General features: G+C 57.4%; 10 protein-coding genes. 7 read left to right on the forward strand and 3 right to left on the reverse strand.

Translation table 11 applies throughout. The annotated features are described in order from the left end of the window. Nucleotides 1-62: 62 nt before the first annotated feature. The 4 genes from ubiG (at nt 63) to yfaE (ending at nt 4,921) form a co-directional block, all read left to right on the forward strand. Entirely contained in the window at nt 63-791 is a 729-nt protein-coding gene (gene ubiG, locus ROR01S_RS02665) for a bifunctional 2-polyprenyl-6-hydroxyphenol methylase/3-demethylubiquinol 3-O-methyltransferase UbiG (protein ID WP_004864892.1), read from the forward strand. A 356-nt stretch (nt 792-1,147) separates the two neighbouring features. Next, nucleotides 1,148-3,433, forward strand: coding sequence for a class 1a ribonucleoside-diphosphate reductase subunit alpha (nrdA, locus tag ROR01S_RS02670; protein WP_004864894.1), 2,286 nt, complete (start codon nt 1,148-1,150; stop codon nt 3,431-3,433). A gap of 103 nt (nt 3,434-3,536) precedes the next feature. Then, nucleotides 3,537-4,667: a class Ia ribonucleoside-diphosphate reductase subunit beta gene (nrdB, locus tag ROR01S_RS02675; RefSeq protein ID WP_015583818.1), complete on the forward strand. Its 1,131-nt coding sequence runs from the start codon at nt 3,537-3,539 to the stop codon at nt 4,665-4,667. Then, complete coding sequence (gene yfaE, locus ROR01S_RS02680; RefSeq protein ID WP_004201692.1) at nt 4,667-4,921, forward strand: class I ribonucleotide reductase maintenance protein YfaE; 255 nt, start codon at nt 4,667-4,669, stop codon at nt 4,919-4,921. The genes nrdB and yfaE overlap by 1 nt, the downstream gene beginning before the upstream one ends. A 77-nt stretch (nt 4,922-4,998) precedes the next feature. Here the strand turns inward: yfaE and glpQ are convergent, their stop codons facing one another. Both glpQ and glpT read right to left on the reverse strand, forming a co-directional pair. Beyond that, nucleotides 4,999-6,057 carry a glycerophosphodiester phosphodiesterase gene (glpQ, locus tag ROR01S_RS02685; RefSeq protein ID WP_064359086.1) on the reverse strand — a complete coding sequence of 353 codons (1,059 nt, stop codon included), beginning with the start codon at nt 6,055-6,057 and terminating at the stop codon, nt 4,999-5,001. A gap of 9 nt (nt 6,058-6,066) precedes the next feature. After that, complete coding sequence (gene glpT / locus ROR01S_RS02690) at nt 6,067-7,413, reverse strand: glycerol-3-phosphate transporter (RefSeq protein ID WP_004864901.1); 1,347 nt, start codon at nt 7,411-7,413, stop codon at nt 6,067-6,069. A 271-nt stretch (nt 7,414-7,684) separates the two neighbouring features. Between glpT and glpA the strand changes: the two genes are divergently transcribed. The 3 genes from glpA to glpC are packed head-to-tail and all read left to right on the forward strand — an operon-like array spanning nt 7,685 to nt 11,731. Beyond that, the gene (gene glpA, locus ROR01S_RS02695; RefSeq protein ID WP_048023213.1) at nt 7,685-9,307 is read left to right on the forward strand and encodes an anaerobic glycerol-3-phosphate dehydrogenase subunit A; all 1,623 of its coding nucleotides are present in this window, start codon (nt 7,685-7,687) and stop codon (nt 9,305-9,307) included. Further along, nucleotides 9,297-10,556 carry a glycerol-3-phosphate dehydrogenase subunit GlpB gene (gene glpB, locus ROR01S_RS02700; RefSeq protein ID WP_032717981.1) on the forward strand — a complete coding sequence of 420 codons (1,260 nt, stop codon included), beginning with the start codon at nt 9,297-9,299 and terminating at the stop codon, nt 10,554-10,556. Before glpA ends, glpB begins: the two co-directional genes overlap by 11 nt. Continuing rightward, nucleotides 10,553-11,731 (forward strand): anaerobic glycerol-3-phosphate dehydrogenase subunit GlpC, encoded by a 1,179-nt coding sequence (glpC, locus tag ROR01S_RS02705; RefSeq protein ID WP_015583815.1) that lies wholly within the window; start codon nt 10,553-10,555, stop codon nt 11,729-11,731. The genes glpB and glpC overlap by 4 nt, the downstream gene beginning before the upstream one ends. Before the next feature lie 240 nt (nt 11,732-11,971). Here the strand turns inward: glpC and yfaU are convergent, their stop codons facing one another. Next, nucleotides 11,972-12,775: a 2-keto-3-deoxy-L-rhamnonate aldolase gene (yfaU, locus tag ROR01S_RS02710; protein WP_015583814.1), complete on the reverse strand. Its 804-nt coding sequence runs from the start codon at nt 12,773-12,775 to the stop codon at nt 11,972-11,974. Between the last annotated feature and the right edge of the window lies 1 nt (nt 12,776).

Consider the following 12,776-nt stretch of genomic DNA (forward strand, 5'->3'; position numbering starts at 1 on the left):
TTTATTCATGTCGGTCACCTGATATACTCGCCGGTCTGAACAGAAAAGGAGTCGAAGCGCCCATGAATGCCGAAAAACAGCCGGTGGCCCACAACGTTGATCATCATGAAATTGCTAAATTTGAAGCCGTCGCCTCGCGCTGGTGGGACTTAGAGGGCGAGTTCAAGCCCTTACATCGTATCAACCCGCTGCGTCTTGGCTATATTGCGGAGCGTTCTGGCGGCCTGTTTGGTAAAAAGGTACTCGATGTTGGCTGCGGCGGCGGCATCCTTGCCGAGAGCATGGCGCGTGAAGGCGCAACGGTAACCGGGCTCGACATGGGCTTTGAACCGCTGCAGGTGGCGAAGCTGCACGCGCTGGAAAGCGGCGTTCAGGTCGACTATGTCCAGGAGACGGTAGAAGAGCACGCGGCGAAGCACGCCGGTCAGTACGATGTGGTGACCTGCATGGAGATGCTGGAGCATGTTCCGGACCCGCGCTCGGTGGTTCACGCCTGTGCGCGGCTGGTGAAGCCCGGCGGTCAGGTCTTCTTCTCGACCATTAACCGCAATGGTAAAGCGTGGCTGATGGCGGTAGTCGGCGCTGAATACGTGATGAAAATGGTGCCCAAAGGGACTCATGACGTGAAAAAATTCATTAAGCCGGCGGAGCTGATTGGCTGGGTTGATCAGACTACTCTGAAAGAGCAGCATATTATCGGCCTGCATTACAATCCGCTGACCAATACCTTCAAGCTGGCACCGGGGGTAGATGTTAACTATATGTTGCATACAACCGCGAAAAGCGCATAACGTCAGCAGTTTTTCATATGATGATTATTTGATGATTGCGCGGCATCAAGCCGCGTAATTTTTACATCCGTCGAAGAAATCAGCATTCGATCAAATTTTCATATTTATTTTCCAGTTTATTGACATCTCCGCCAGGCCTTACGCGGCGTGGACTTAGCGATCATTACGCTTCCGCAACCTCAAATTAACGCCAAAATCAACCCTTGTACTCAAAAGAATCCTTACTAAAATACTCACCATATAGCGTTTCTTTTATCTACAACCCCCTACATATAGTATTTATCCACAGAGTTAGTCACAACGGCGTTCTGTGGATAAGCGGGGGATATTTTCTCTCACGGACAGGTATAATCCACATGAATCAGAGTCTGCTGGTGACAAAGCGTGACGGTAGCACCGAGCGCATTAATCTCGATAAAATCCATCGTGTACTGGATTGGGCGGCAGAAGGACTGAATAACGTTTCGATTTCTCAGGTAGAACTGCGCTCTCACATTCAGTTTTACGACGGCATCAAAACTGCCGATATCCACGAAACCATCATTAAGGCAGCGGCGGACCTGATCTCCCGCGAAGCGCCGGATTACCAGTATCTCGCCGCGCGCCTGGCTATCTTCCATCTGCGTAAAAAAGCCTACGGCCAGTTTGAGCCGCCAGCGCTGTATGACCACGTCACGAAGATGGTGAAAAAAGGCAAATACGATACTCATCTGCTGGAAGACTACACGGAAGAAGAGTTCAAGCAGATGGATTCGTTCATTGTTCACGATCGCGATATGAGCTTCTCCTACGCTGCCGTTAAGCAGCTGGAAGGCAAATATCTGGTCCAGAACCGTGTTACCGGCGAAATTTACGAGAGCGCCCAGTTCCTCTACATTCTGGTTGCCGCCTGCCTGTTCTCCAACTACCCGCGCGAGACGCGTCTGGACTACATCAAACGTTTCTATGATGCCGTCTCCACGTTTAAAATCTCGCTGCCGACGCCGATTATGTCCGGCGTGCGTACCCCAACGCGTCAGTTCAGCTCCTGCGTGCTGATCGAGTGCGGCGATAGCCTCGACTCCATCAACGCCACCTCCAGCGCCATCGTGAAATATGTTTCCCAGCGCGCAGGTATCGGTATTAACGCCGGTCGCATTCGTGCGCTGGGCAGCCCGATCCGCGGCGGCGAAGCGTTCCACACCGGCTGTATCCCGTTCTATAAGCACTTCCAGACCGCGGTGAAGTCCTGCTCGCAGGGCGGCGTACGCGGCGGTGCCGCCACGCTGTTCTACCCGATGTGGCATCTGGAAGTCGAAAGTCTGCTGGTGCTGAAAAACAACCGGGGTACCGACGCCAACCGCGTTCGCCACATGGACTACGGCGTACAGATCAACAAACTGATGTACACCCGCCTGCTGAAAGGTGAAGACATTACCCTGTTCAGCCCGTCCGACGTCCCGGGCCTGTACGACGCCTTCTTCGCCGATCAGGACGAATTCGAACGTCTGTACACCCTGTACGAAAAAGACGACAGCATTCGTAAGCAGCGCATCAAAGCGGTTGAGCTGTTCTCCCTGATGATGCAGGAACGCGCCTCCACCGGCCGTATCTACATCCAGAACGTTGACCACTGCAACACCCACAGCCCGTTTGACCCGGTGGTGGCGCCGGTTCGCCAGTCCAACCTGTGCCTGGAAATCGCGCTGCCGACCAAACCGCTGGATGACGTCAACGACGAAAACGGCGAAATCGCGCTCTGTACCCTGTCTGCCTTTAACCTCGGCGCCATTGAAAGCCTCGACGAGCTGGAAGAGCTGGCGGTACTGGCGGTGCGTGCGCTGGACGCGCTGCTGGATTATCAGGACTACCCGATTCTGGCGGCTAAACGCGGCGCGATGGGCCGTCGTACGCTGGGTATTGGCGTGATCAACTTCGCCTACTACCTGGCGAAGCACGGTAAACGCTACTCTGACGGCAGCGCCAACAACCTGACGCATAAAACCTTTGAAGCTATTCAGTACTACCTGCTGAAAGCGTCAAACGAGCTGGCCATTGAACAGGGCGCGTGCCCGTGGTTCAACGAGACCACCTATGCTCAGGGCGTGCTGCCGATCGATACCTATAAAAAAGATCTCGATGCCATCGTCAACGAGCCGCTGCACTACGACTGGGAAGCGCTGCGCGAATCCATTAAAGAGCACGGCCTGCGTAACTCTACGCTCTCTGCGCTGATGCCGTCAGAGACCTCTTCGCAGATCTCCAACGCCACCAACGGTATTGAGCCGCCGCGCGGACATGTCAGCATTAAAGCCTCGAAAGACGGCATTCTGCGTCAGGTGGTACCGGACTACGAAAAACTGCAGGGCAGCTACGAGCTGCTGTGGGAAATGCCGAACAATGACGGCTACCTGCAGCTGGTTGGTATCATGCAGAAGTTTATCGACCAGTCGATTTCGGCCAACACCAACTATGACCCGACGCGTTTCCAGTCGGGTAAAGTACCGATGCAGCAGTTGCTGAAAGACTTGCTCAATGCCTATAAATTCGGCGTAAAAACTCTGTACTATCACAACACCCGTGATGGCGCGGAGGATGCCCAGGACGATCTGGCGCCGTCCATCCAGGACGACGGCTGCGAAAGCGGCGCATGTAAGATTTGATAATATTGCCCGGCGGCGCCTTGCTTGCCGGGCCTACGGTCTATTGTAGGCCGGGTTTGCGAAGCGCCACCCGGCGTATAATTCCAGGACAGGATCCCCACTCATGGCATATACCACTTTTTCACAGACGAAAAACAACCAGCTGCTTGAGCCGATGTTTTTTGGCCAACCGGTTAACGTCGCCCGTTACGATCAGCAAAAATATGACATCTTCGAAAAGCTGATCGAAAAACAGCTCTCCTTCTTCTGGCGTCCGGAAGAAGTTGACGTCTCCCGCGACCGTATCGACTACCAGGCGCTGCCGGAACACGAAAAACATATCTTCATCAGCAACCTGAAGTATCAGACGCTGCTGGACTCTATCCAGGGCCGTAGCCCGAACGTCGCCCTGCTGCCGCTGATTTCGATTCCGGAACTGGAAACCTGGGTGGAAACCTGGGCATTCTCAGAGACGATTCACTCGCGCTCCTACACCCATATCATCCGTAATATCGTGAACGATCCGGCAATGGTCTTCGACGATATCGTCACCAACGAGCAAATCCAGAAACGCGCGGAAGGTATCTCCCACTACTACGACACGCTGATCGAACTGACCAGCTACTGGCATCTGCTGGGTGAAGGCACGCACACCGTCAACGGGAAAACCATCACCGTTAACCTGCGCGAGCTGAAAAAGAAACTCTACCTGTGCCTGATGAGCGTCAACGCGCTGGAAGCGATTCGCTTCTACGTCAGCTTCGCCTGTTCGTTCGCCTTCGCCGAGCGCAAGCTGATGGAAGGCAACGCCAAAATCATCCGCCTGATCGCCCGTGACGAAGCGCTGCATCTGACCGGCACCCAGCACATGCTGAATCTGCTGCGCTCCGGCGTCGACGACCCGGAAATGGCGGAAATTGCCGAAGAGTGCAAGCAGGAGTGCTACGATCTGTTCGTGCTGGCGGCGCAGCAGGAGAAAGAGTGGGCGGACTACCTGTTCCGTGACGGTTCAATGATCGGCCTGAACAAAGATATTCTCTGCCAGTACGTGGAATACATCACCAATATCCGCATGCAGGCGGTGGGTCTCGACCTGCCCTTCCAGACCCGCTCCAACCCGATTCCGTGGATCAACACCTGGCTGGTGTCCGATAACGTGCAGGTTGCGCCGCAGGAAGTGGAAGTCAGCTCCTACCTGGTTGGCCAGATCGATGCCGAAGTCGATGCCGACGATCTGAGCAACTTCCAGCTCTGATGAAACGCATTTTTCTGAAAATCTCTGACACTCGTCTTGAGTGTCAGGATGAACACCCTTCCCTGTTGGCCGCCCTGGAATCACATAATATCGACGTGGAGTATCAGTGCCGCGCCGGCTATTGCGGATCCTGCCGCACGCGGCTGGTTTCCGGTCAGGTTGACTGGCTGACCGAACCGCTGGCGTTCATCCAGCCGGGAGAGATTTTGCCCTGCTGCTGCCGGGCGAAAGGCGATATTGAAATCGAGATGTAGTTTTGTCGGGTGGCGCTGCGCTTACCCGACAAAACCGCAGTTCACAGGCCGGGCAAGGCGCAGCGCCACCCGGCTTTTTAGTGCTTCGCTTTCAGAAACTGCACCGCTTTATCCGGGAAATCGGTAAACAAGCCGTCGACGTCAGCCTGGTGGTACAGCAGGTCAAACAGCTGATTCACATCGGTGACATAATCCGGTAGCTGGTCAGCGCGGACGGTATACGGGTGCACCACCAGACGCTGGCGATGCGCCTCTTTCACCATCTCGTTGAGCGCAACCTGACCCGGCCTGGCATTCGCCGCCACCAGCATATGGTAGTCCGGACCAATTCCGTCGGCATATTGTGCAATCTGCGTCATCGCGCCGGGCTTAAACATCCAGTCATAGCTGTAGTTAACCCATTTGCCATCCGCCTGGCGTTGCCGGGTTTCATTCCAGTCGGTGTAAGCGATCAGCTGCACCAGCTTCAGGTCCATCCCCATCTTCGGCTCCAGCTCATGCTTAATCCGCTTGAGCTCGTTAGCATCAAAGCACTGCAGATAGATCTTATCCTGCTTGCGGGTGTACCCGTATTTCTTCAGCACCTGCAGGACGCTGACGGCGATATCCTTGCCTTCCTGATGGTGGAACCACGGCGCCTTAATTTCCGGGTAGATTCCGATATTTTTCCCCGTTGAATGGTTCAGCCCCTGAACAAACTCAATCTCCTCTTCAAAAGTATGAATGCGGAAGTCTGATTTCCCCATCGGGAAGCGGCCAGGGAAGGTCTGTATATTCTTGCCGTCCTTCGGCTCAAACCCTTCGCTGAACCGCAGTGATTTTATCTCCGCGAGGGTAAAGTCGATGGCGTAGAAGCGCCCATCCTGCCGTGCGCGCTGCGGGAAACGCTCCGCGACGTCGGTCACCCGATCGAGATAGTGGTCATGGAGCACCACCAGCCGATCGTCTTTGGTCATGACCAGGTCCTGCTCAAGATAATCGGCGCCCTGAGCGTAGGCCATCGCTTTTGCCGGCAGCGTATGCTCCGGTAGATAGCCGCTGGCGCCGCGGTGGGCGATGACCAGCTTATCCGCCGCAGAGGCGGAGAAGCTCAGAAGTAAAATCGCCGTCATTAACGTTGTGGCTACCGTTTTCATGCGCATTCCTTAAGCCTGTTTCAGTTGTTGGTGATGGCGTTTTTCGCCAATCATCACCACCACCAGCAGCAGAACCGCCAGCACGCTGCCGCCGATCATCACCATGAAACCGCCGTCCCAACCGAAGAAGTCAACGGTATAGCCTACGATCGCGCTGGCGGCAACGGAACCGCCCAGGTAGCCAAACAAACCGGTAAAACCGGCGGCAGTGCCAGCCGCTTTTTTCGGCGCCAGTTCCAGGGCATGCAGGCCAATCAGCATCACCGGGCCATAGATCAGGAAGCCAATCACAATCATACAGGTCATATCGATACCCGGATTACCCGGCGGGTTGAGCCAGTAGACCACGGTCGCAATCGTCACCAGCGTCATAAAGAAGACGCCGGTGGCTCCGCGATTACCCCTGAACACCTTATCGGACATCCAGCCGCAAATCAGCGTGCCTGGAATCCCCGCATACTCATATAAGAAGTAGGCCCAGGAGGATTTATCCAGCGCAAAGTGCTTCACTTCTTTCAGGTAGGTTGGCGACCAGTCGAGAATGCCGTAACGCAGCAGATAGACAAAGACGTTCGCCACGGCGATATACCACAGCAGCTTGTTCGGCAGGATATACTGCTTAAAGATCTGGCTGGCGGTCAGCTCCTGTTCATGCTCTTCGCTGTAATCATCAGGATAGTCATTTTTATACTCTTCAATTGGCGGCAGGCCGCAGGACTGTGGCGTATCGCGCATCATCGCGAAGGCAAACACCGCCAGCAGAATCGCGCCGAATGCCGGCATATACAGCGCCGCGTGCCAGTCGTTAAACCAGGCCATCCCCAGCAGGAACAGCAGCGGTGGGATCCCGCCTCCCACGTTATGCGCGCAGTTCCACACCGAGACAATGCCGCCGCGTTCTTTCTGCGACCACCAGTGCACCATCGTCCGCCCGCACGGCGGCCAGCCCATCCCCTGGAACCAGCCGCAGAGGAACAGCAGCACGAACATCACCATAATGCTGGAGGTCGCCCAGGGCACAAACCCCATCACCAGCATCACCAGCGCAGCCAGGATCAGCCCCGCGGGCAGAAAAATGCGCGGATTCGAGCGATCCGAAACCGACCCCATGATGAATTTCGAAAATCCATAGGCAATCGAAATACCGGAGAGGGCGAAACCCAGATCGCCGCGGGAAAAACCTTGCTCCACCAGATAGGGCATAGCCAGAGCAAAGTTCTTACGCACCAGATAGTAAGCAGCGTATCCAAAGAAAATACCGATGAAAATTTGCCAGCGCAGTCGACGGTACAGCGGATCGATTTCCGCCGCGGGCAAACGCGCTTTGTGTGGCGCAGGTTTAAAAATAGTTAACATAGCAGCCTCCGTGGCCATCTCTTCTCTACTGACAGCGATAAGAAAAATCTAATCTAATCACCCACTTCTGATGAGGCGGGATGGTAGGCAAAGCTGGCCCTGGATACTGTGAAACATCGCACGCTTTGTTACAAAAATATGACAAAACATTCCATTATGAGCATGAAATCACATAAACCCGCTCGAATAACGCGCGAATATGCTCGAAATCAAACAATACGTACTGTTTGTATGGCTAAATGGCGTAAAACGAAAGCAGAGGGACAGGAAGATGGCCGAAACCCGTGAATGCGATGTTATTATCATCGGCGGCGGCGCCACCGGCGCAGGGATTGCGCGGGACTGCGCGCTCCGCGGGCTGCAGGTAACGCTGCTGGAACGTCACGATATTGCCACCGGAGCAACCGGCCGTAATCACGGTCTGCTGCACAGCGGCGCCCGCTATGCCGTCACCGATAGTGAATCGGCCCGCGAGTGCATCACTGAGAACCGGATTCTGCGCCGCATCGCCCGTCACTGCGTTGAACCGACCGGTGGACTCTTCATTACTCTTCCCGAGGACGATCTGGCCTGGCAACGAACCTTTATCAACGCCTGTCAGCAGGCGGGGATCGAAACCCGGCCGCTGTCGCCAGCAGAGGCGCTGCGCCTTGAACCCACCGTCAATCCGGCCCTGCTTGGCGCCGTACAGGTCCCCGATGGCACCATCGATCCGTTTCGCCTGACGGCGGCCAATATGCTCGACGCCCGGGAGCATGGCGCGACCATTCTGACCGGTTGCGAAATGACCGGGCTCATCCGCCGTGGAGAACGCGTTTGCGGGGTCGAGTTTTATGATCATCAGCATCGTGAGAGACGTACGCTACACGCCGGGGTTGTGGTCAATGCTGCCGGGATCTGGGGACAGCGGATCGCGGAATATGCCGATCTGCGCATCGCCATGTTCCCGGCCAAGGGATCGCTGCTGATCCTCGACCATCGTATCAACCGACAGGTCATCAACCGCTGCCGTAAACCTGCCGATGCCGATATTCTGGTGCCCGGCGATACCATTTCGCTGATTGGCACGACGTCGGAACATATCCCTTACGACGAAATTGATGACAACCGGGTCACAACGGCCGAAGTCGACACGCTGCTGCGGGAGGGGGAAAAGCTGGCTCCGGTACTTGGGCGTACTCGAGTGCTGCGCGCCTATTCCGGCGTGCGCCCACTGGTGGCCAGCGATGATGATCCCAGCGGACGCAGCGTCAGCCGCGGTATCGTTCTGCTCGACCACGCCAAACGCGATGGCATGGAGGGCTTTATCACCATTACCGGCGGTAAGCTAATGACCTACCGTTTGATGGCAGAGTGGGCCACGGATGCGGTGTGCCGTAAGCTGGGCAACAGCGTCCCCTGCTCTACTGCCGACACTCCGCTCCCGGGCTCAACGGAGTCCCCCGAAGCCACGGTAAAAAAAATCATCTCGCTACCCGCGCCGCTGCGCGGTTCCGCCCTCTATCGCCACGGCGACCGCACGCCTGCCTGGCTGGGCGATACCCGCCAGCATCGCAGCTTGATTTGTGAATGCGAGATGGTGACCGCCGGAGAAGTGCAGTACGCGGTGGAAAACTTAGCGGTTAACAGCCTGCTCGATCTACGCCGCCGCACGCGCATCGGCATGGGCACCTGTCAGGGAGAGCTGTGCGCCTGCCGGGCGGCCGGGCTTCTGCAACGGTTTAACATCACCACTCCCGCCCAGTCGCTGACCCAGCTTTCTGATTTTTTAAACGAACGCTGGAAAGGCGTGCAGCCCATTGCCTGGGGCGATGCGCTCAGGGAAAGTGAATTCACCCGCTGGGTCTACCTCGGACTGTGCGGGCTGCAAAAGGAGTCTCAGGATGAAATTTGATAGCGTGATTATCGGCGGTGGCCTCGCGGGCCTGCTCTGCGGGCTAACGCTTAATCAGTTCGGCCTGCGCTGCGTCATCGTCAGTCGGGGTCAAAGCGCGCTGCACTTTTCCTCCGCTTCGCTGGATCTGCTCTGCGCCCTTCCCGACGGGGAACGCGTCAGCGATGTGGCTCACGGGATAGACCGCCTGGCAGAACAGCTTCCCGAACATCCCTACGCGATGCTGGGCGCCGAACGGGTGATGGCGTACGCCGCGCAAACCGAGGCGCTGCTGGCTATCAACGGGATCGCGATGCGCGGCGCGGCCAGCCAGCCGCATGAACGCGTTACGCCGCTGGGCACCCTGCGCCCGACATGGCTTTCGCCGCTGGAAGTTCCCGTGGCGCCACTGTCCGCACGCAGCGTTGGCGTGGTGGGTATCGGCGGCTTCGCCGACTTCCAGCCGCATCTGGCCGCCGCCTCGCTCACCCGGCAGGGAGTGAAGGCGACGGCCAGCGAGATAGACTTACCGATACTGGATGTTCTGCGGGATAACCCGAGCGAATTTCGCGCGGTGAATATCGCCAGAATGCTCGACGAAGAGTGTCATTGGCCCGCGCTCCTCGCCGCGTTACGTCCGCTGGCGCTGGCGCACGACCTGCTGATCATGCCCGCCTGTTTCGGTCTGAATGACGCCGGGCTGTATCGCTGGCTACAGGAACAGCTACCCTGCCCGCTGCGCCTGCTGCCGACGCTGCCGCCTTCGGTTCCCGGCATACGCCTGCATAACCAGCTTCAGCGTCGTTTTATTCGGACCGGAGGTACCTGGCTGGCTGGCGATGAAGTCACGCGGATCGGCCATCAGGAGGGGAAAGTCAACCAAGTCTGGACCCGGCAGCACGGCGATGTTCCGCTGCGTCCCCGTTTTGCCGTTCTGGCCAGCGGCAGTTTCTTCAGTAATGGATTGATCGCCGATAAAGCGCGCGTTCGGGAACCCATTCTCGGCCTCGACCTTCAGCAGACCACTCCGCGTGAGAACTGGTATCAGCGCGATTTCTTTGCTTCGCAACCCTGGCAACGCTTCGGCCTGAAAACGGATACGATGCTGCGCCCGCTGCTCGACGGCCAGCCGCTGGGCAACCTGTTCGCCATCGGTTCGCTACTCGGCGGTTTTGATGCCATCCAGCTTGGATGCGGCGGCGGCGTTTGCGCGGTCACCGCGCTGCACGTCGCGAAACAGATTCATGACCTTGCCGGAGGCACGCGATGAACGATACCCGCTTTGAGAGCTGCATTAAATGTACCGTTTGTACGACCAGCTGCCCGGTCAGCCGGGTTAATCCCCGCTATCCGGGCCCGAAACAGGCGGGCCCCGACGGTGAGCGCCTGCGGCTGAAAGATGGGGCGCTGTACGACGAAGCCTTAAAATATTGTATTAACTGCAAGCGCTGTGAAGTCGCCTGTCCCTCTGATGTAAAAATTGGCGATATTATCCAAAGGGCACGGGCGCAGTACAGCCAGCAAAAACCCACGCTGCGCGATGCTATCCTCAGCCATACCGACCTGATGGGCACCCTCTCCACGCCGTTTGCCCCGCTGGTCAACGCCGCAACGGGGCTCAAACCGGTGCGCCGCCTGCTCGATGCGACGCTAAAGATTGACCACCGCCGGACGCTGCCGAAATATGGTTTCGGCACTTTTCGCCGCGCTTACCGCCAGCAGGCGGACCGCCAGGCGCAGTTCAGTGAACAGGTCGCTTTTTTTCACGGCTGTTACGTCAACTACAACCATCCGCAGCTTGGCCACGACCTTATCCGCGTGCTGAATGCGATGGGCACCGGCGTACAGCTGTTAAGTAAAGAAAAATGCTGCGGCGTGCCGCTTATCGCCAACGGCTTTTTTGCCAAAGCCCGCCGCCAGGCGCAGAGCAACGTCGCCGCCATGCGAGAGACTCCGCTGCCGGTCATTGCCACCTCATCAACCTGCACGTTTACCCTGCGCGACGAATACCCGCATCTGCTGGATGTCGATAATCAGGACCTTCGCGACCGGATTGAACTGGCAACTCGCTGGATCTGGCGCCAGCTTGATGCCGGGCGTACCCTGCCGCTTCGGCCGCTGCCGCTGAAGGTGGTTTATCACACGCCGTGTCATATGGAGAAGATGGGCTGGTCGCTGTATACCCTCGAACTGCTGCGGCTGATCCCGGGTTTACAGCTGGAAGTGCTGGATTCACAGTGCTGCGGCATCGCCGGTACCTACGGGTTTAAATCGGAAAACTACCCCTCTTCGCAGGCCATCGGCGCACCGCTGTTCCGGCAAATTGAGGAGAGCGGCGCCGACCTGGCGATCACCGATTGCGAAACCTGCAAATGGCAAATCGAGATGTCCACCAGCAAACGCTGTGAACATCCCATCACTCTGCTGGCGCAGGCGCTGGCCTGACATCGGCGCCAGAAACCAGTAAAACCAATGCGGCTGATGACAAACCGGGTTTGAATACGGAGCCCGGGTTTGTGCCGGGTGGCGGCTAACGCCTGACCCGGCCTACTGGTGCTGGCGGATTCAGAACGGGAATTGCCCCGGATGACTCCCCCCCTGATACCCATACAGACCCCGTAGGCCCGGTAAGGCGCAGCCGCCACCGGGCAATTCCTCAAGAGCGCGTTTTGTCAGTAGTCTTAACTAATAGCTCCCCTTTCCTTCCGCCGGTTCGGCGACCGGTCTGAACATCGCCAGCCGTGTATCCAGCGCCCGGGTATAGAGGTTGGTATCGACGCCAACGGCGACAAAATTTGCCCCCCACGCCAGCGCGTTGTGCGCCATTTCCGGGTCAACGGCGAGGAAACCCGCGGCTTTCCCCGCCGCGCGAATGCGGCGGATACTCTGTTCAATGATGCGCTGCACTTCCGGATGGCCGGCGTTGTCCGGGTAGCCCAGCGAAGCCGATAAATCAGCCGGGCCGATAAAGACGCCGTCAATACCCTCCACTTCGAGGATGGCATCCAGGTTGTCGAGAGCGGTTTTGCTCTCTACCTGAATCAGCAGGCACAGCTCATCATTGGCCAGCGCCATATAGTTTTCCACCCGTCCCCAGCGTGCGGCGCGGGCCACCCCGGCCCCGACGCCGCGGGTGCCCAGCGGCGGATAGCGGGTCGCCGAGACTATCTCCCGCGCCTGTTCGGCGGTATCGACCATCGGGATCAGCAGCGTTCTGGCGCCAATATCCAGCACCTGCTTAATCAGGCTGCGATTGCCCTCCACCGGGCGAATCACCGGCTGGCTGGCATAGGGTGCGATGGCCTGCAGCTGATGATAAAGGTCCTGGATGGTATTGGGCGCATGTTCGCCGTCAATCAGCAGCCAGTCGTAACCCGAGGTGGCGGCAATCTCAGCCATATACGAAGAGGTCGAGCTCAGCCACAGGCCAATCTGCGCTTCTCCTTGCAATAATCCCGCTTTAAATGGGTTCGATAAAATTGCGTTCATA

The organism is Klebsiella ornithinolytica NBRC 105727 = ATCC 31898 (genome assembly GCF_001598295.1).
Taxonomy (GTDB): domain Bacteria; phylum Pseudomonadota; class Gammaproteobacteria; order Enterobacterales; family Enterobacteriaceae; genus Klebsiella; species Klebsiella ornithinolytica.